Below are 18,154 nucleotides of genomic sequence, written 5' to 3' on the forward strand. Positions count from 1 at the left end.
GGTTCTTTCGCTGCGGTGTGGTGTGTGTCCTGCGGCTCGATGCGGTGTTCATGGCCGCCCCCCGTTTGTCGGTCGGTCCGTTCCCAGTGTTGCCCCACGGGCGTCAATCCGCAGGGATTTCGCGGCAGCGCTTCCTACTGCTTAATGACGTGTCACCCGCGCGGATGGTTCAGCTCAACCGCACTGTCCCTTCGGGTGGTTCGTGGTGGCCGCACCGGGCTAGTCCGATCGGACCGGGGGAGTCATCACGCTGTTGACTCCAGCACCGGTGGCGGCACCAGTCGCAGCGTCAGCACCGGCAACAGCTCCGCGACCCGGTACGGCAGGTGCGAGGCGATTCCCGGCGGCGCGGGGGCCAGTGGGATCAGCAGGTCCGTGGGGGCCGGGGCGCCGGTGGCCGGGTCGGCCTCCGCGTCCCCGTGCAGCCACAGCGTCAGCATGTACAGGTCCGGTACGGACAGCAGGCGTGGCTGGTGGCGGGTGGCCATGGCGTCGGCCTGCCGCAGCGCGCGCTCCGTCGAGGCCAGGTAGGGGCCCTCGAAGAAGTGCGAGAACGCCCAGCCGTCCGGGGTGAGGATGGTGTCCGCGGCGGCGACCGGGCGGTCGCCGCCGCGGATCAGGAACCGCCAGCCGGCCAGTCGGGTACGCGGTGCACCGGCGGGCGGAACGACGTGGTCGCGGACGTCCAGCACGTGGACGGGGAGCGGGAGTTCAGGGCTCAGCGGTCCCTGGACGGACCGGAGAGCGGGCGTGTGTGCCTCGCGGACGGCGGGAGAACCGAGCGCCGCGAGGACACTGCGCAGGGCAGGCGCGGGGGCGGGGGAGACGTGGAGCGGCATGGTGGGTCGCCTCTCAGTCAAGAGACAGGGTGATGCGAGGGAAGGTGCGGACGGCAGTGTCAGCTTTGGGGTCAGAGGGGGCCGGAGGGGGCCGCTGGGCCGTGGCCGGGCGCGACTCTCTGCCTCGTTCGCGGAGTTTATACGACACGTGTTCACGTAATGTTTCCGCTAGCCGTCGGCGATATTACCGGCAAGGCCGAATCAGGTCTTTGGTTTGCGGAGTTTCTGTGGATTTCCCGCGCACGCGAGGCCGCTGCCTGCGGTGTTGTCCGGCGTGCGGTAGGCCGAATGCCGCCGCTGTTTCGACCGGCCCGCGACACGCCTGCCGCCCGGCTGTGCCGGGCACTGGCACCCGGTAACTGCCCGGTGTCCCATGCCTGCGGAATGTGCCGCGCAAACAACGTATCCAGCCTACCGTTCAAGCACTGTCCATGGGGGAGTTACAGATCAGCCCGACTGGGCATTATCGTCCGTGACGCGAGCGACGATGCCGCGCGCCACCCACTCGAGGAGGGACGCTTCGATGGGGGAGAAGATCGCGGCAGGCGGCTTCGACCTGTCCGATCGGCAGAGGTACCGCAGGAAACTCCAGCAGTGCCTGACGGGACTGGAGCGACTCCTTGCCGACAAGAGGTTCGACCGGCCACGCAATCTCGTGGGCCTGGAGATCGAGCTGAATCTCGCGGGTGCGGACGGCATGCCGCGGATGATGAATGCCGAGGTGCTGGAGCGCATCGCGAGCCGGGATTTCCAGACGGAACTCGGAATGTTCAACCTCGAAGTGAACATTGCCCCGCACCGGCTCGGCGGGCGCGTCTTCGACCAGCTCGCCGAGGAGTTGCGCATCGGGCTGGCGTACGCGCACCGCAAGGCCCAGGAGGTCGACGCCGGCATTGTGATGATCGGAATTCTGCCGACACTCTCGCAGGACGATCTGGTGTCCGGGAACCTCTCGGACGTCGATCGTTACATGCTGCTCAACGACCAGATCGTCGCGGCCCGGGGCGAGGACTTCACCCTCGACATCGACGGAGTGGAGCGGCTGAGCTGCACCGCGAGCTCCATAGCGCCCGAGGCGGCCTGCACCTCCGTACAACTGCACCTCCAGGTGACGCCCGAGCGCTTCGCGGACGTGTGGAACGCCGCCCAGGCCATCGCCGCCGTACAGATCGCGGTGGGCGCCAACGCGCCCTTCCTCTTCGGCCGCGAGCTGTGGCGCGAGTCCCGCCCGCCGCTGTTCACCCAGGCCACGGACACCCGCCCGCCCGAGCTCCAGGCGCAGGGCGTCCGGCCGCGCACCTGGTTCGGGGAGCGGTGGGTCTCCTCGGCGTACGAGCTCTTCGAGGAGAACGTCCGCTACTTCCCCGCCCTGCTGCCGATCTGCGACGAGCAGGAGCCGCTGCGGGTCCTCGACGAGGGCGGCGTACCGTCCCTCCAGGAACTCGTCCTGCACAACGGCACGATCTACCGCTGGAACCGGCCGGTGTACGGCGTCGTGGACGGCGTGCCCCACCTGCGGGTGGAGAACCGGGTGCTGCCGGCCGGGCCGACCGTCGACGACGTGCTCGCCAACGCCGCCTTCTACTACGGCCTGGTGCGCGCGCTCGCGGAGGAGGCCCGGCCCGTGTGGCGGCGGCTGCCGTTCGAGGACGCCGCCGCGAACTTCGACGCGGCCTGCCGGTACGGCATCGACGCCGAGCTGCGCTGGCCGCGGCCGGGGCGGGGCGGCGGGGTCACCACCGTGCCGGCGGTGAAGCTGGTACGGGACGAGCTGCTGCCGCTCGCCGCGGCGGGCCTGGACGCGTGGGGCGTGGAGCGCACCGACCGCGAGCGGTACCTGGGGATCATCGAGGAGCGGTGCAGGCGCCGGGTGAACGGCGCGTCCTGGCAGGTGGAAACGTTCCACCGGGCCCGGGAGGCGGGACTGGGGCGCGAGGCCGCGCTGGCCGCCACCACCCGCCAGTACTGCCGGCTGATGCGTCAGGGGCAGCCGGTGCACACCTGGCCGGTGGGCTTCCCGGGGCGACCGTCGGAGCAGCGGCGGGGGTGACGCCCGGGCGGCCGGTGCGGCGCCCCGGCTGGGTTCCTGGTGCGATCGTCGGGCAAGCTGTGACGTCCCAGGGCGGTCGAACCGAGGCAGGTGTGCGCGTACGTGGCTGGAACTCTTCCCGCGGAGGGCGTTGGGCGCGGGACCTTGCGGTCCGAGACGCTGCTCGTCCTGGCGCTGTCCCTGGGCGCGAGCGGCGTCTCCGCGCTGATCAGCTTCGTGGGCTCGCTGACCGAGCCGGGCGGGCTGAAGGACCAGGCGGCGACGCTCAACAGCTCGTACGCGCCGGGGCGGCCATGGCTCGACCTGGCCTGGCAACTGTTCGGGATCGCGACCGCGCTGGTGCCCGTCGCACTGGTGGCGCACCTGCTGATCCGGGAGGGCGCGGGGCTGCGGGCGATCGGCTTCGACCGCCGCCGGCCGTGGCCGGACCTGGGGCGCGGAGTGCTGGTCGCGGCCGGTATCGGCAGCGCGGGCCTCGCCTTCTACCTCGTGGCGCGGGCCGCCGGGGCCAACCTGACGGTGGTGCCCGAGGCGTTGCCCGAGGTGTGGTGGAAGTACCCGGTACTGATCCTGTCGGCGGTGCAGAACTCCGTGGTGGAGGAGGTCATCGTCGTCGGCTATCTGCTGCGCAGGCTGGACCAGTTGGGGTGGAGCCCGCTGGCGGCGCTGGCGACCAGCTCGGTGCTGCGCGGTTCGTACCACCTGTACCAGGGCATCGGCGGGTTCATCGGCAACATGGTCATGGGCGTGGTGTTCGTGCTGCTCTACCGGCGGTGGGGGCGGGTGGGGCCGCTGGTCGCGGCGCACGCGCTGCTCGACATCGTCGCGTTCGTCGGGTACGCGCTGCTCGCGGGCCGGGTGGGGTGGCTGCCCACGCCGTGAGGCGGTCGAGGTGAGGTCGGGGTGAAGTCGGGGTGAGGGGGCGTGCGGAGAGTTCCGTACGCCCCTTCGCCGTGCCTGCCGGCGTCACGCCAGCAGGTCGCCCTCGATGACCGTCACCGCGTGACCGGTCAGCAGCGTCCGCTCGCCGCGCAGGGCGGTACGCACCAGGCCGGTGCGGGCACCGCCTTGCAGGCCGGTCAGCTCGTCGCGGCCGAGGCGGGCCGACCAGAACGGTGCCAGGGCGGTGTGCGCGCTGCCCGTCACGGGGTCCTCGTCGATACCGAGGGCGGGGAAGAAGCAGCGGGAGACGAAGTCGTACCCGCGCCCGGGCTCCCCGGCGGCGGCCGTGGCGATGACGCCCCGGTCCGACATCGTCGCCAGGGCCGCGAAGTCCGGCGCGAGGGACCGTACCGCCTGCTCGTCCTCCAGCTCGACCAGCAGGTCACCGATGTGCGCGGCGGTGTCGTGCACGGAGACGACGTCGGCGCCGAGTGCCTTCGCGAGTCCGTCCGGCGCCGGGACGGGCGTCAGTGAGGAGGTCGGGAAGTCCAGCGTGATGGAGCCGTCCTCGGCAGCGGTGGCGGACAGGATGCCGCACCGCGCGGCGAAGCGGACCGTGCCCGTCGCGCGGCCCGTGGTGTGCAGGACGTGCGCGGTGGCGAGCGTGGCGTGGCCGCACATGTCGACCTCGGCGACCGGCGTGAGCCAGCGCAGCGCCCAGTCGGCCTCGCCGCCCGGGGGCAGCGGGTGGGCGAAGGCCGTCTCGGAGAGGTTGACCTCCGCGGCGACCTTCTGGAGCCAGTGGTCGTCCGGGAAGGCGTCCAGGAGCAGCACCCCCGCCGGGTTGCCGGAGAAGGGGCGGTCGGTGAAGGCGTCGACGATTCGAATCCGCATGGCACCGACCGTAGGCGCGGCGTCACGCCCCGGGCCAAGGCCAATTCGGTGCGTCTGGCCTGGGCCGGCGTCGGACGATTGCTCAGCGAGCGGTTCCGATATATCGTTGAAGCATCGCGACCGATCAACGATGGAAGGAGCGTGCGGAATGCGTGCGCATGGGAACTGCGGACCCGGCCATCGCGGCTGGGGCGGCGAGCGCCAGGGGGACTTCGAGGGGCGGCGAGGCGCCTTCGGCCCGTTCGGGCCGGGATTCGGCGGCGGACCGTTCGGGGGAGGCCCCTTCGGCGGTGGGCGCGGACGGGGCGGCGGCCGGGGACGTGCGCGGCGCGGTGACGTACGCGCCTCGATCCTCGCGCTGCTGAAGGACCGGCCGATGCACGGCTACGAGATGATCCAGGAGATCGCCGAGCGCAGTGGCGGGGCCTGGCGGCCCAGCCCCGGCTCGGTCTACCCGACCCTCCAGTTGCTGGAGGACGAGGGCCTGATCGCCAGCAGGAGCGAGGGCGGCAAGAAGCTGTTCACGCTCACCGACACCGGACGCGCCGAGGCCGACGCGGGACCGGACGCCCCGTGGGAAGAGGCGGGGCGCGGGGTCGACTGGGAGGCCATGAACGAGATCCGGCAGGCCGGCTTCGGGCTGCTGGAGGCCTTCGGGCAGGTGTGGAAGACCGGCGACGCCGACCAGCGGCAGAAGGCGCTGGCCGTCATCAACGACGCCCGCAAGAAGCTCTATCTGATCCTCGCCGACGAGCACTGAGCAGCGGCAGGAGCAGGAGCAGGGGCGGTGGCCGGTCCGGTGGCCTCACGTCACCAGGCCGGCCAGTCTGCGCAGCGACTCGTCCAGCGCCGTGGTCGCCGAGTCCCTGAGCCTGCCCGCCATCAGGGATACGGCCGCGCCGGTGAACTCGCCGTCGATGCGGACGGTCGTGGCGCCCCCGTCCGGCGTGAGCGTGTAGCGCATGCCGAGCGCCACACCCATCGGGCCCTTCCCCCGGGTGGCCAGCAGCCGCTCGGGCGCCAGCTCGTCAACGGTCCAGGTGACCTCGGCCGGGAACCCCATGAGCTTCATGTTCTCCTGGTATGCCGCGCCCACCGCGAGGGGCTCCGGGCCGCCGCCGGGGAAGCTCGTGTGGGTGGCGTTCCAGCGGCCGTACGACGTGAAGTCCGTCAACTGCGCCCAGACCTTTCCGGCCGGTGCCTCGATGCGTGCCTCCGCGCTGACCTCGGCCATGCGACCACCCCTTCTCGGCGGGTTACGGTGTCGCGGAACGTAGCCGCGAGGTCATGAACAAGCAATACTGACGGCCCGTCAGCTTTCGGTGTCCCTCTCATCCGTGAGGAGGAGGCGGCGGCCGCCCGTGCCCACCTTCCGTGGGATGCGCGAATGCTCCTGAGCGGGGATGTTCCGGCCTTTGGCGGCTGATGAGGTGGAAGGGTGCAAAGCCCCACCCCGCGAGCGCCCCGGCAGGCCGGCCGTCCGGACACCGAAGCCGGACTCACCGTCGAACTGGCCTCCGTCGTCGCGGGCGCGCGGCGCAGGGCGCTGCGGGACGGCGACCGGCAGATCGACACGGCCCACCTGCTGCACTCGCTGCTCGAATCCGATCCGGAGGTCCGGGCCGCCTTCGGCGGCGGCGAGCAGGTCGCGCGGGTGCTCGGCTACCTCGTACAGCGAAGCATCGGGTACGGGCTGCGCTGGCAGGGCTCCGTCGAGGACTCCGGCGCCATGCCCCTGCCGGCGCGGGCCGGCGTACCGGGGTGGTCGCCCGCCGCCGTGGCCGCGATGGAGGGCGCCCGCGAACGGGCCGGACGGCGCGGTGCCCCACGGGCGGGCGGGCTCGACCTGCTCGCCGGCCTTGCCGCCGACCGCGAGTGCCGCGCCGTCGAGGTGCTGACCCGCGCCGGGGTCGACGCCCCATCGCTGGCCGCGCGGATCGGCGAGCCGTCTCAACAGGTGTAACGGCTCTTACGCTCCTGACGCGCTGCTGTCATGATGTGCCGATGCACGCGTCTCAGGGGAGAAGCGCCGGCCTGGGACTCGCCCTGGCCTCGGCCTTCGCATTCGGTGGATCAGGCGTCGCGGCCAAGCCGCTGATCGAGGCGGGGCTCGACCCGCTGCACGTGGTGTGGCTACGGGTGACCGGCGCCGCACTCGTCATGCTGCCCGTCGCCTGGCGCCACCGCGACCTGCTGCGCCGCAAGCCCGCCCTGCTCGCCGGCTTCGGCCTGCTCGCCGTCGCGGGCGTCCAGGCCTGCTACTTCGCGGCCATCTCCCGCATCCCCGTCGGGGTCGCGCTGCTCATCGAGTACCTCGCCCCGGCGCTGGTCCTCGGCTGGGTGCGGTTCGTGCAGCGCAGGCCGGTGACGCGGGCCGCCGCGCTCGGGGTGGTGCTCGCGGTCGGCGGACTCGCGTGCGTCGTGGAGGTGTGGTCCGGGCTGAGCTTCGACCTCGTCGGACTGGTGCTCGCCCTGGGCGCCGCCTGCTGCCAGGTCGGCTACTTCGTCCTCTCCGACCAGGGCAGCGACGAGGCGCAGCCGGCCGATCCGCTCGGCGTCATCGCGTACGGCCTGCTCTTCGGCTCCGTGGTCCTCACCGTCGTCGCGCGCCCCTGGGGCATGGACTGGCAGGTGCTGGGCGGCAGCGCCGACCTGGGCGGGACGACGGCCCCGGCGTGGCTGCTGCTCGCGTGGGTGGTCCTGATCGCCACCGTCCTCGCGTACGTCACCGGTGTCATCTCCGTGCGCCGACTGTCCCCGCAGGTGGCCGGTGTGGTGGCCTGCCTGGAGGCGGTCATCGCGACCGTGCTGGCATGGGTGCTGCTGAAGGAGCACCTGTCCGGGCCGCAGATCCTGGGCGGCGCGGTGGTGCTCGTCGGGGCGTTCATCGCCCAGTCGTCGGCGCCCAAGGCGCCGTCGGGACCGGTGGCCGGGGCGGAACCGGTACTGCCGGAGGAGCGGTTGTCGTCCGGACAGGCCGCCACGTAAGGTGACGATCATGCATTCGACCGTACTTCCGCCGCCCGCCGCGTAACGCGGGCGGCACCCCAACTCCTGACGAAGACCGACCCGGGCAGTCCCCGGGCGGTTCGTCGCTGCCCGCGTGCGGAGCCGAGCGGCCAACCATCTGTCTGTCTTCGTGCGGAGAAGTCACGTGTCGAATTCCTCTGTTCCGTCCGCTGTGCCCGGTGTGTCCGGCGTGCCCATCGGGCGGAGCCTCTTCTATCTGATCGTCGCCGGGATCGCCTGGGGCACCGCCGGGGCGGCCGCCTCGCTGGTGTTCCTGGTCAGCGACCTCGGCCCACTGGCCCTGTCGTTCTGGCGCTGCGCCGGCGGCCTCGTGCTGCTGCTCGGCGCGCTGGCGCTGCGGCGCCGTCGCACCCCTCGGGCGGTCGAGCCCCGGCGGCGGCGGTTGCTGCGCATCCTCGGTACGGGCGTCGGGCTCACCGTCTTCCAGAGCGCCTACTTCGCCGCCGTCGAGCTGACCGGCCTCGCGGTCGGCACGGTCGTCACGCTGGGCGCCGGACCCGTGCTGATCGCGCTGGGCGCGCGGCTGACCATGGGGGAGCGGCTCGGGCGCGGCGGAGCCGTCGCGGTCGCGGGCGCGCTGGCCGGGCTCGCCGTGCTGGTGCTGGGCGGCGGGGGCGCGGCGGTGCACCCCGCCGGGGTGGCCCTCGCGGTGCTGTCCGCCGCCGCGTACGCCGCGCTCACCCTGCTGACGCGGTGGCTCGGCCGGGACGGTGGCGGCGCGGCCGCGCTGACCACGACCACGTGGGCCTTCGCGGTCGGCGCGGTGGGCCTGCTGCCGATGGCGGCGGCCGAGGGACTGGTCCCGCACACCGCCGAACTCGCCAAGGTGGCGGGGCTGATGCTGTACGTGGCGGCCGTCCCGACCGCGCTGGCGTACGCGCTGTACTTCGCGGGCGCGGCCGTCGTCCGGGCCGCGACCGTGTCCGTGATCATGCTCCTGGAGCCGGTGAGCGCGGCGGTCATCGCGGTCACGGTGCTCGGTGAGCGGCTGACCGGCGCGACGGTGGCCGGGACGCTGCTGCTGCTCGGCGCCGTCGCGGGGCTGGCCGCCGCGGAGGCGCGGGTCGCGGTGGGGCGGCGTCGGGCGGCGGCACCGGCCGCATGAGGGGTGGGGCGGGGATGCCCTCCCCGCCCCACCGTCCGCCCGGCGTCGGTCCTCGACTCAGAGCGTGGTGACGTAGTCGGGGACCGGGACGGTCGGGGCCAGGTCGGACGCCGGGACGGGAGTGCCGTAGGCGGTACGGACCGGGACGACGCCCGTCCAGTGGGGGAGCGCGAGGTCCTCAGGGTCGTCGTTGGGGCCGCCGGTGCGCATCTTGGCGGACACCTCGGCGAGGTCGAGGCGGAGAACGGCGGTCGCCGCGAGCTCCTTGGCGTTGGCCGGGCGCGAGTCGGCGGAGCGGCCCGGGACGACGTGGTCGACGAGGGCGTCGAGCGCGGTGCGCTTCTCCTCCGGGTCGGTGACCTGGTGGGCGATGCCGTGGACGACGACCGAGCGGTAGTTGATCGAGTGGTGGAAGGCCGAGCGGGCCAGGACCAGGCCGTCGACGTGCGTGACGGTGAGGCAGACGGCGAGGCCCGGGTCGGCCTGGCCCGCCATGCGCAGCGGGCGCGAGCCGGTGGAGCCGTGGACGTAGAGGCGGTCGCCGACCCGGCCGTACAGCGTGGGCAGGACCACGGGCGCTCCGTCGCGGACGAAACCGAGGTGGCATACGTACGCCTCGTCGAGTATCGCGTGCACCAGCTCGCGGTCGTAAGAGGCGCGTTCCCGGGAGCGGGTGGGGACGGTGCGCTCGGTCGGCTGGTACTCCGTGGCGGCCTGTGGCATTGCGTCCTGCGACGGCATTGCGTCCTGCGACACTGCGTACTCCATTGCACTAGTGCATAATCTGGTTTGTGCTAGGAGAGTATCGGATCGTCGGTCGGCGTGCATCGGAGATTGCCGCGAGTGTGGAGTGGGGCGTCGGCTCGGGGGAGCTGGAGCCGGGCCAACTGCTCCCGCCCATGCGCGAGTTGGCGTCCCATCTGGGCGTCAATCCCAATACGGTCGCGGCCGCCTACCGGACCTTGCGCGAGCGCGGGGTGATCGAGACGGCCGGTCGCCGGGGCAGCCGGGTGCGCCCCCGCCCGGCCACCACCGCGCGCGGGTCCCTCCGGATCGACGCGCCCGAAGGCGTACGGGACGTGGGGAACGGCAACCCGGACCCGGCCCTGCTGCCGCCGCTCGGCGAGGCGCTGGCGGCCGCGGCGCGCCGGGACGCCGAGGAGCGGGGGCTCTACGGGCAGGCCCCGGTGGACGAGGACTTCGCACGGCTCGCCCGGGCGGCGCTGGACGCCGACGGGGTGCCGGACGGGCCGGTCGCCGTCACGTCCGGTTCGCTGGACGCCATCGAACGCGTGCTGGCCGCCCACCTGCGCCCCGGCGACGCCGTGGCGGTCGAGGACCCCGGCTGGGGCGCCCTCCTCGATCTCGTACCGGCCCTGGGGCTGAAGCCCGTGCCGGTCGCCCTCGACGACGACGGGCCGCTGCCGGGCGAGGTGGAGCGGGCGCTCGGCGACATCGGGGCGCGGGCGCTGATCGTGACCGACCGGGCGCAGAACCCGACCGGGGCGGTGGTGGGCGCCGCGCGGGCGGCGGAGCTGCGGCGGGTGCTGGCCGCGCACCCGGGCGTGCTGCTGATCGAGGACGACCACGGAAACGGGTTCGTGGACGAGCCGCTGCACCCGCTCGCGGGCGTGACGGACCACTGGGTGCTGATCCGGTCGGTCGCCAAGGCGTACGGGCCCGACTTCCGGGTCGCGGCGCTGACCGGCGACCCGGTCACCGTCGACCGGGTGCTGGGCCGGCAGCGACTCGGGCCCGGCTGGGTGAGCCGCCTGTTGCAGCGTGCCGTCGTGCACCTGTGGCGGACCGGCGCGGTGGATACGCGGGCGGTCGCGGCCGCGTACGCCGAGCGACGCGACGTGCTGGTGGCGGCCCTGGCGCGGCGGGGCGTCGAGGCGCACGGGCGCAGCGGCCTGAACGTGTGGGTGCCGGTGGCCGACGAGACCGGGGCGGTGGCGCGGCTGCTGCACGCGGGGTGGGCGGTGGCGCCCGGAGCCCGGTTCCGGATGGCGACCGGACCGGGCGTGCGGATCACCATCTCCGGCTTGTCCGTGGCGGACCTGGAGCCGCTCGCCGACGCGGTCGCCGCGGCGGCCGGCCCCCTGGAGGCGCGCAGCTACGGCTGACGTGCGGTGCTCCTGGGGCGGCTCTGGGTCAGGGCCGCGCCGGCCAGCACGATCAGCGCTCCGACCGGAGTGTTCCAGGTCAGCGCCTCGCCCAGGAGCGTGACGCCCGCGGCGGTGGCGATGACCGGGATGAAGTAGGTGACCATCTGGCCTGTCGTCGGGCCGACCTCGGCGACGATCCCGTACTGGATCAGGACCGCGAGCCCCGTGCCCAGCGCGCCGAGCGCGACCACCGCGAGCACCGGCACGACCGGGAAGGCGACCGGCCACGTGGTGAACAGCGGGGTGACCACGGCGAGTTGCAGCGTGGCGAGGAAGAGCTGCGCACCGGTGAGGGAGAGGTGCGACTCGCCGCGGCCCGCGAGCGTACGGCGGACGTAGATCCAGCCGATGGGATAGCTGAGCGAGGCCAGCAGCGCCATCGCGGTGCCCGTGACGTCCAGCCCGGAGAACCCCTGCCAGGCCCCGAGCACGGTCAGCACGCCGATGAAGCCGATGCCGAGGCCCGCCACCCGGCGGCGCGTCGGACGGTCCTCCGACAGGGCGACCAGGGACAGGGCCATGCCCCACAGCGGGGACGTGGCGTTGCAGATGCCGGCGAGCGTCGAGGGGATCGTCAGCTCGGCGTACGCGAAGAGCGAGAACGGCAGGGCGTTGAGGAGGAACGCCGCCACCGCCAGGTGGCCCCACGTCCGGAGGCCGCGCGGAGGCTTCGCGCGCTTGACCGCCATGGCGACGGCGAGCACCGCGGTGCCGAACAGCAGGCGGCCGAAGGTGACCTGGAAGGGGGCGAAGGCGTGGGTGCCCACCTTGATGAGCAGGAAGCTGAAGCCCCAGACGAGGGAGAGCAGCGCGAAGCGGACGCGCCAGTCGAGGGCGCGGCGAGGGGCGGGCGGTGCCGTGGACGTGGTGGGCGACGTGGGCAGCGAGCGGCGGGAGGTCGGGGTTGCGGTGCTCATGAAGGACACGATGGCTGACGTGACCTCGTAGGACAAGCGAGAATTCGTGGGCCGATTCGCTTAGCATTGCTTACATGTTGAACCTGGAGCGCCTGCGTACCCTCGACGCCCTCGCCCGCCACGGCTCGGTCAGCGGCGCGGCGGACGGGCTGCACGTGACGACCTCGGCGGTCTCACAGCAACTGGCCAAGCTGGAACGGGAGGTCGGGCAGCAGCTCGTCGCCAAGAACGGGCGCGGCGTGCGGCTGACCGACGCGGGCCTGCTGCTGGCCGATCACGCGGCGCGCATCCTGTCCCAGGTGGAGCTGGCCCAGGCGGACATCGAGGCGCAGCGCGGCCAGGTGGTGGGCGAGGTGCGGCTGGCCGGGTTCCCCACGGCGGCGCGCGGGCTGTTCCCGGCGGCGATCTCCGCGCTGCGGCGGGACCACCCCGACCTGGTCGTACGCACCAGCGAACTGGAGCCCGAGCACGGCATACGCCATGTGATGCGCGGCGACATGGACCTGGCCGTGGTGCTCGACTGGAGCAACAAGCGGCTGCCCGTCCCCGCGGGGCTGGCCAGGGCACAGTTGCTGGACGACGCCGCCGACGTGGCGCTTCCGGCCGGTCATCCGCTCGCCGGGCGGGCCGAGCTGGACCTGGAGGAGCTCGCGGACGAGGACTGGGTGTCCTGGCCGGAGGGCGAATTCTGCTACGAGTGGCTGATGTTCACGCTGCGCGCCAAGGGCGTCGAACCCCGTATCGCCCACCTGGCCGGGGAGCACCACACGCAGCTCGCGCTCATCCAGGCGGGTCTCGGCGTGTGCGTCACGCCCCGCCTGGGGCGCGGGTCCGTGCCGGAGGGCGTCGTCCTCGTGCCCGTACGCCACCGGATGCTGCGGCACATCTACGCGGTGTGGCGCTCGGACGCGGACCGGCGGCCCTCGATCAGGGCGGCGGTGGAGGCGCTGCGCGAGGTGGGGCGCGCGGTGAGCAGCGGTAATTAGCCGACGGTCAGGGGCTGTCGCTCCGCTCGTGGCTCAGCTTGCGGAAGTCCCAGGACGCGACGGCGTCCGGGGTCAGCCGCAGCCAGGCGTGCCGGCCGTCGTGGGGCATCGCGTCCAGGCCGAAGTTCTTGGCGGCGAACAGCCGCTCGGCCGCCTCCAGTTCCGGGCACGGCTCTCCCGTGCGCGGCGCCTCGCCGACGAAGGCCGCCGTGCCGGACAGCTCCACGCCCCGCAGCTCGCCGTACGCCTCGCCGTCGTCGACCACGACGGCGATCCGTGGATCGCGGCGCAGGTCCGCCCAGCGCCGGCTGCGGGTGAGGGAGTACAGCCACAGCGACGTCCCGTCCCAGGCGAACCACAGGGCGCCGACGTGCGGCCGGCCGTCGGGCGAGACGGTCGCCACCCGGCAGGTGCGCTGCTCGGTGAGGTACGCGTCGAGCTCGGACTCCGACATCATGATGCGCCGGCCCCGGCGCTGGGTGACCGCCATGGCGCTCGCCTCGCTTTCTGATGGAGTGTCAGAAAGCATGGGGTGTCTTCCCCGTCCGCGCAATGGGTCTCTTCCGCCCCCGGGCAACGGGTCTCTTCCGTCCCCGCGCAATGGGTCTCTTCCGTCCCCGCCGGATGGGGGCTACCCTCCCGCCGCATGCCGACGTTCGAACAGCTCCGCGAGCAGCTCGACCCCGCCCGTACGGTCCTGCTCACCGTCGAGTGCCAGCGCGGCGTCGTGGGCCCCGGCAGCGCCCTGCCCGAACTCGCCGCCGAAGCCCGCTCTTCGGGCACCCTGCACCGGGTGGCCCGGCTGGTCGCAGCCGCGCACGAGGCCTCCGTACAGGTGCTGCACGCGGTGGCGGAGCGGCGCCCCGACGGGCGGGGAGCGAGCCGCAACGCCCGGCTCTTCCGGGCGGCCGAACGGCTCCCCGTACAGCAGCACACCGGGTCCACCGCCGTCCGGATCGCCGAACCCATCGAGGTGGCCGACGAGGACATCGTCGTACGCCGGCTGCACGGACTGTCCCCGATCGCGGGCACGGACGTCGACGCGCTGCTGCGCAACCTGGACTGCCGGACCCTGGTCGTCACCGGCGTCTCGGCGAACGTCGCGATACCGAACGCCGTCTTCGACGCCGTGAACCTCGGCTACACGGCGGTGGTTCCGGCGGACGCCATCGCGGGGCTCCCCTCCGACTACACCCCCGCGATGGTCCGCCACACGCTCGCGCTGGTGGCCACGGTCACCACCACCGACGAGGTGCTCGCCTGCTGGAAGCGGCCCAGGCGCGGTGCTACCGGGGTCACGCGAGCTTGATCGAGTCGCCCTCGACCGTGATCGACGCGGCCGCCAGCGGAGTGGTCGCCGGGCCCGCCTTGACGCTGCCGTCCGTCGCGTCGAACTTGCTGCCGTGGCACGGGCAGTTGATGATCCCGTCGGCCACGTCCTTGACCGCGCATCCCGCGTGCGTGCACTTCGACGAGAACGCCTTGAACTCGCCCGCCTTCGGCTGGGTCACCACCACGTCGCCGACGACCTTGCCGCCGCCCTCGGGGATGTCCGCCGTCTTGGCGATCACCCGGCCTCCGGCCCCGCCCCCGCTGCCGCCGGTGCTCCCGCCCGCCGGGGCATCGCCGGCGGACCCGGCCGGGCTGTCCGATCCCCCGCACGCGGTGAGCACGGCGGCCAGTCCGGCCCCGCTCGCCGCCGCGACGACGGTACGGCGCGCCACTGCCCTGCTGGTCCCCTGCGATCCGGTCATTCCGGCATCCCTTCCGTGGTGGTCGTCACAGCCTCGTCGGGGAGTACGGGAGGGCGGCGCGGGGTGTTCAGTCGCCCAAGGACCTTTTCAGGAAGTCCACTTCCGCCACCAACTGGCTGCTCGCCACATCCTCCCGGGTCACCCTGTGTGTCGCGCCCGGCAGGGGCAGCACGCTGTGGGGCCGCCCGGCGGCCAGCAGCGCGGCCGAGAACCGCAGGGTGTGGGCCACCACCACATTGTCGTCGGCGAACCCGTGCATCAGCAGCAGCGGCCGGGTCAGCAGGTGCGCGTACGGCAGGTGGGAGGACCGTTCGTAGTTCTCCGGCCGGACGTCCGGGTGGCCGAGGAAGCGTTCCTCCCAGTGCGTGTCGTAGAGCCGCCGGTCGGTCGGCGCGGCGCCCGCGACGGCCGCGTGGAACACGTCGGGGCGGTGCAGTACGGCCCCGATGGCGAGGTAACCGCCGTACGACCAGCCCCGGATGCCGACCCGGTCCGTATCCAGGTCCGGATACCGCTCGGCCGCCGCGTGCAGCGCGTCCACCTGGTCCTGAAGGGGCGCGGTCAGCCGGTCGCCGTGGATCGCCGTCTCCCAGGCCCGGCCGCGCCCCGGAGTGCCGCGCCCGTCGGTGACCAGCACCGCGAAGCCCTGCTCGGCGAACCACTGGGCCACCGCGCCGTACCAGCCGGCCGCCCGCACGGCGAGCTGTATGCCGTGGCCCGCGTACGGGCTGAGCAGCACGGGCAGCCGGCCGGAGCCCGGTTCGTACCAGGACGGCAGGTGGAGGTGGCTGCGCAGTTTCCGGGCGCCCAGCGACAGATGGGCGGGCCGTGGTGTGACGAGGGGCGTCTCGGCGAGTACGGCGATGCTCCCGGCGGGCTTCCCGCCGCGCAGGACGGTCACGGTCCGCCCGTCGGGTGTCCGGCTGTCCAGGACGACCGTGTCGCCGCCGATCGCGGCCGTGTGGACGCCCGGCTCCCGGCTCACGCGACGGAATCCGTCCGCCGGGTCGTACACCCACACGTGGACCTCGGTGGGGTCCTCGCTCGCGGTGAAGTACACCCGCTCGCCGGCCGTGCCGAGGACGGCACGGACCTGGAGGCCGGGCGGGGTCGCCACGTGCCCGACGCGCAGGCCGCGTACGTCGTCGCGTACGAGGGTCACGACCGGCGTCCCGCCGGCGGTACGGGCCGGGACGCCCGGGGTGAGCTCCACCCAGGCCCGGTCGCGCCGGTGGGCCAGCGGGCGGGTGGCGCCGGTGTCCGGGTCGACGGCCAGCAGCTCGGCCGAGCGCTGGTCACGCGTCTGGACCTCGACGAAGGGCCCGGACCCGTCCCAGCCGGCGGCGGTGACGTACTCGAACCGGGTGTCGGTCCACTCGCCCGACGGATGTGCGTCCGGATCGGTCCGCGCCGGTATCCGGACCGGTATCCGCGCCGGCTTCGGCTTTCCGTCCAGGCGCAGGAGGTGAAGCGACACCTCCGCGTTGGCCGTACCGGCCGCCGGGTAGCGCACCGGGCGCGGCGGCTTCGCCGGATCGGCCGGGTCGGCGAGGTACCACCGCCCCACGCGCGCGTGGTCCGTGCGCGCCACCAGCAGGGCGTCCCCGTCAGGCGACCACCAGTGGCCGCGAAGCCGCCCGATCGACTCGGCCGACACGTGGTCCGACAGCCCGTAGGTGACGTCCGGCCCCTCCGGCGCGGCCAGCAGCCGGTCCTCGGTCCCGTCCTCGGTGCGTACGACCCGGAGGGCGCCCTCCGTCACGTACGCGACGAGCGAGCCGTCCGGCGACGGCCTCGGGTCCACGGCCGGTCCCGCCGTCGGGATGCGCCACGGGGCGCCGCCGCCGGTCCGTACCGCCCACACCGCACCGCCCAGCGCGAACACCGCCACGCGTGCGTGCCGGTCGGTGGCGTAACCGACCACCCCGGTCGCCGTCGCCCGGTCGCGCTCCCGGCGCACCCGCTCCGCCTCCGGAACGTCCTCCTCCCCGTCACCGCCCAGCCCGGACGGATCGGCCAGGAGCCGCTCCTTACCGTCCTCGTACAGCCACAGCCGCGCGACCGTGTCGGAGCCCGAACCGGTCCGGACGAACAGCACCCGGTCGCCGTCCGGGGAGACGGTGAACCCGCCCGGAACACCGAGTGAGAAGCGGCGCGTACGGGCGAACTGGCGGGGAAAACCGGGCACATGGAGGCGGACGTGGATATTCATGGGGCAGATCATGACAGGCACGTAATGTGGGGGGATGCTCCCCGAAGTCACAGCGACCCGCTACGTCACGCCCTTGCGTGAGGGCGGCTCCCTCCCCGGCATCGTCGAGGCCGACGATCTCGGTACGTACGTCATGAAGTTCACCGGCGCCGGGCAGGGCCGCAAGACCCTCGTCGCAGAGGTCATCTGCGGACAGCTCGGCCGCCGGCTCGGCCTGCGCGTCCCCGAGCTGGTCACCATCCAGCTCGATCCCGTCATCGGACTGGGCGAGCCCGACCAGGAGGTGCAGGAACTGCTCAAGGCGAGCGGGGGGCTGAACCTCGGCATGGACTACCTCCCCGGTTCGATCGGGTTCGACCCGCTCGCCTACGCGATGGACCCGGAGGAGGCTGGGCGGGTCGTCTGGTTCGACGCGCTCATCAACAACGTCGACCGTTCCTGGCGCAACCCCAACATGCTCGTCTGGCACGGCGAGCCGTGGCTGATCGACCACGGCGCCACCATGATCTGGCACCACAACTGGCCGGGCGCCCAGGCCTCCGCCGCCAAGCCCTACGACGCCTCCGACCACGTCCTCGCCACCTTCGGGCCCGACATCGCGGCCGCGGCGGCCGAACTGGCCCCGCTGGTCACCGAGGAGCTCCTGACCGAGGTGGCCGCCGACGTGCCCGACGAGTGGCTGGTCGACGAGCCGGGCTTCGACACGTCCGACGCGCTGCGCCGCGCCTACGTGGACGCCCTGCTGTCGCGCGCCGCGACCGTCCACGAGCGGATCACGCTGGGGGAGCGTACGGGGGACAAGCCGTCCCGGGCCCCCGGGTGGCTGACCGACCACCTGGCACCCTGGCCGCACCCCACCAAGCACGACCGCACGAAGGACAGCAGCGAGTGACCGACCGGGACGTCTTCGAGTACGCGCTGCTGCGCGTCGTACCGCGTGTCGAGCGCGGCGAGTGCTTCAACGCGGGCGTGGTGGTCTACTGCCGCGCCAAGGCCTTCGTGTGCGCCCGTACGCACCTGGACGAGGCGAAGCTGCTGGCACTGGACCCGGAGGCCGACGTGACCGGCGTACGGGCCGCGCTGCGCGCCGTGGAGGGCGTGTGCGAGGGCGGCGAGCACGCGGGCCAGGCGGCCCGTGACGACGCCGGGCGCCGCTTCCGGTGGCTGATCGCGCCACGCTCCACGGTCGTCCAGCCAGGGCCCGTGCACACCGGGCTGACCGCCGATCCGGAGGGCGAGGCGGAGCGGCTGCTCGACCTGCTGGTGCGCTAGGGAGTGTCCGGCGGATCATGGTGGCATCGGAGCTGGGTGCGCTTT

19 protein-coding genes are annotated in these 18,154 nt (G+C 73.2%); 11 read left to right on the forward strand and 8 right to left on the reverse strand.

Annotation, left to right across the window (positions count from 1 at the left end; genetic code table 11):
* Positions 1 to 245: 245 nt before the first annotated feature.
* Positions 246 to 839, reverse strand: coding sequence for a hypothetical protein (locus AB0J57_RS04605; RefSeq protein WP_366126489.1), 594 nt, complete (start codon positions 837 to 839; stop codon positions 246 to 248).
* A gap of 523 nt (positions 840 to 1,362) precedes the next feature.
* On the opposite strand from AB0J57_RS04605, the gene AB0J57_RS04610 reads away from it, so the two are divergent.
* Both AB0J57_RS04610 and AB0J57_RS04615 read left to right on the forward strand, forming a co-directional pair.
* Positions 1,363 to 2,889 (forward strand): glutamate-cysteine ligase family protein, encoded by a 1,527-nt coding sequence (locus AB0J57_RS04610; RefSeq protein WP_366126490.1) that lies wholly within the window; start codon positions 1,363 to 1,365, stop codon positions 2,887 to 2,889.
* A 102-nt stretch (positions 2,890 to 2,991) separates the two neighbouring features.
* Positions 2,992 to 3,771 (forward strand): CPBP family intramembrane glutamic endopeptidase, encoded by a 780-nt coding sequence (locus AB0J57_RS04615; RefSeq protein WP_366126491.1) that lies wholly within the window; start codon positions 2,992 to 2,994, stop codon positions 3,769 to 3,771.
* Positions 3,772 to 3,855: 84 nt separating this feature from the next.
* Here the strand turns inward: AB0J57_RS04615 and AB0J57_RS04620 are convergent, their stop codons facing one another.
* Complete coding sequence (locus tag AB0J57_RS04620) at positions 3,856 to 4,665, reverse strand: PhzF family phenazine biosynthesis protein (protein WP_366126492.1); 810 nt, start codon at positions 4,663 to 4,665, stop codon at positions 3,856 to 3,858.
* 148 nt (positions 4,666 to 4,813) lie between these two features.
* Between AB0J57_RS04620 and AB0J57_RS04625 the strand changes: the two genes are divergently transcribed.
* On the forward strand, positions 4,814 to 5,425 hold the full coding sequence (locus AB0J57_RS04625; RefSeq protein WP_366126494.1) for a PadR family transcriptional regulator: 612 nt from the start codon (positions 4,814 to 4,816) through the stop codon (positions 5,423 to 5,425).
* Positions 5,426 to 5,470: 45 nt separating this feature from the next.
* Here AB0J57_RS04625 and AB0J57_RS04630 read toward each other — a convergent pair whose 3' ends face one another.
* Entirely contained in the window at positions 5,471 to 5,899 is a 429-nt protein-coding gene (locus AB0J57_RS04630; protein ID WP_366126495.1) for an SRPBCC family protein, read from the reverse strand.
* A gap of 276 nt (positions 5,900 to 6,175) precedes the next feature.
* On the opposite strand from AB0J57_RS04630, the gene AB0J57_RS04635 reads away from it, so the two are divergent.
* The 3 genes from AB0J57_RS04635 (at position 6,176) to AB0J57_RS04645 (ending at position 8,800) form a co-directional block, all read left to right on the forward strand.
* Positions 6,176 to 6,628, forward strand: a complete 453-nt coding sequence (locus AB0J57_RS04635; protein WP_366127153.1) for a Clp protease N-terminal domain-containing protein — start codon at positions 6,176 to 6,178, stop codon at positions 6,626 to 6,628.
* A gap of 41 nt (positions 6,629 to 6,669) precedes the next feature.
* The gene (locus tag AB0J57_RS04640) at positions 6,670 to 7,653 is read left to right on the forward strand and encodes an EamA family transporter (protein WP_366126496.1); all 984 of its coding nucleotides are present in this window, start codon (positions 6,670 to 6,672) and stop codon (positions 7,651 to 7,653) included.
* Between the two features lie 211 nt (positions 7,654 to 7,864).
* A complete protein-coding gene (locus AB0J57_RS04645) occupies positions 7,865 to 8,800 on the forward strand; it encodes an EamA family transporter (RefSeq protein ID WP_366126497.1) in 936 nt (311 codons plus the stop codon).
* Between the two features lie 57 nt (positions 8,801 to 8,857).
* On the opposite strand, the gene AB0J57_RS04650 is transcribed toward AB0J57_RS04645, so the two are convergent.
* The gene (locus tag AB0J57_RS04650; RefSeq protein ID WP_366127154.1) at positions 8,858 to 9,541 is read right to left on the reverse strand and encodes a pyridoxamine 5'-phosphate oxidase family protein; all 684 of its coding nucleotides are present in this window, start codon (positions 9,539 to 9,541) and stop codon (positions 8,858 to 8,860) included.
* Positions 9,542 to 9,591: 50 nt separating this feature from the next.
* Here AB0J57_RS04650 and AB0J57_RS04655 point away from each other — a divergent pair, with 50 nt between their 5' ends.
* On the forward strand, positions 9,592 to 10,926 hold the full coding sequence (locus tag AB0J57_RS04655; protein WP_366126498.1) for an aminotransferase class I/II-fold pyridoxal phosphate-dependent enzyme: 1,335 nt from the start codon (positions 9,592 to 9,594) through the stop codon (positions 10,924 to 10,926).
* On the opposite strand, the gene AB0J57_RS04660 is transcribed toward AB0J57_RS04655, so the two are convergent.
* Complete coding sequence (locus tag AB0J57_RS04660; RefSeq protein ID WP_366126499.1) at positions 10,917 to 11,921, reverse strand: DMT family transporter; 1,005 nt, start codon at positions 11,919 to 11,921, stop codon at positions 10,917 to 10,919. The genes AB0J57_RS04655 and AB0J57_RS04660 overlap by 10 nt on opposite strands.
* A 38-nt stretch (positions 11,922 to 11,959) precedes the next feature.
* Between AB0J57_RS04660 and AB0J57_RS04665 the strand changes: the two genes are divergently transcribed.
* Positions 11,960 to 12,871: a LysR family transcriptional regulator gene (locus AB0J57_RS04665; protein ID WP_366126500.1), complete on the forward strand. Its 912-nt coding sequence runs from the start codon at positions 11,960 to 11,962 to the stop codon at positions 12,869 to 12,871.
* Positions 12,872 to 12,878: 7 nt separating this feature from the next.
* On the opposite strand, the gene AB0J57_RS04670 is transcribed toward AB0J57_RS04665, so the two are convergent.
* Positions 12,879 to 13,361 carry a pyridoxamine 5'-phosphate oxidase family protein gene (locus AB0J57_RS04670; RefSeq protein WP_366126501.1) on the reverse strand — a complete coding sequence of 161 codons (483 nt, stop codon included), beginning with the start codon at positions 13,359 to 13,361 and terminating at the stop codon, positions 12,879 to 12,881.
* 156 nt (positions 13,362 to 13,517) lie between these two features.
* Between AB0J57_RS04670 and AB0J57_RS04675 the strand changes: the two genes are divergently transcribed.
* Positions 13,518 to 14,180, forward strand: coding sequence for a cysteine hydrolase (locus AB0J57_RS04675; protein WP_366126502.1), 663 nt, complete (start codon positions 13,518 to 13,520; stop codon positions 14,178 to 14,180).
* On the opposite strand, the gene AB0J57_RS04680 is transcribed toward AB0J57_RS04675, so the two are convergent.
* Positions 14,167 to 14,625 carry a Rieske (2Fe-2S) protein gene (locus tag AB0J57_RS04680; RefSeq protein ID WP_366126503.1) on the reverse strand — a complete coding sequence of 153 codons (459 nt, stop codon included), beginning with the start codon at positions 14,623 to 14,625 and terminating at the stop codon, positions 14,167 to 14,169. The two genes, AB0J57_RS04675 and AB0J57_RS04680, sit on opposite strands and share 14 nt — an antisense overlap.
* A 67-nt stretch (positions 14,626 to 14,692) precedes the next feature.
* Positions 14,693 to 16,837: a prolyl oligopeptidase family serine peptidase gene (locus tag AB0J57_RS04685; protein WP_366126504.1), complete on the reverse strand. Its 2,145-nt coding sequence runs from the start codon at positions 16,835 to 16,837 to the stop codon at positions 14,693 to 14,695.
* A gap of 34 nt (positions 16,838 to 16,871) precedes the next feature.
* Between AB0J57_RS04685 and AB0J57_RS04690 the strand changes: the two genes are divergently transcribed.
* Together AB0J57_RS04690 and AB0J57_RS04695 are read left to right on the forward strand one after the other, a co-directional pair.
* Positions 16,872 to 17,729: a HipA family kinase gene (locus tag AB0J57_RS04690; protein WP_366126505.1), complete on the forward strand. Its 858-nt coding sequence runs from the start codon at positions 16,872 to 16,874 to the stop codon at positions 17,727 to 17,729.
* The gene (locus AB0J57_RS04695; protein ID WP_366126506.1) at positions 17,726 to 18,109 is read left to right on the forward strand and encodes a DUF3037 domain-containing protein; all 384 of its coding nucleotides are present in this window, start codon (positions 17,726 to 17,728) and stop codon (positions 18,107 to 18,109) included. Before AB0J57_RS04690 ends, AB0J57_RS04695 begins: the two co-directional genes overlap by 4 nt.
* Positions 18,110 to 18,154: the final 45 nt, after the last annotated feature.

Source organism: Streptomyces sp. NPDC049837 (assembly GCF_040674455.1).
Lineage (GTDB): Bacteria > Actinomycetota > Actinomycetes > Streptomycetales > Streptomycetaceae > Streptomyces.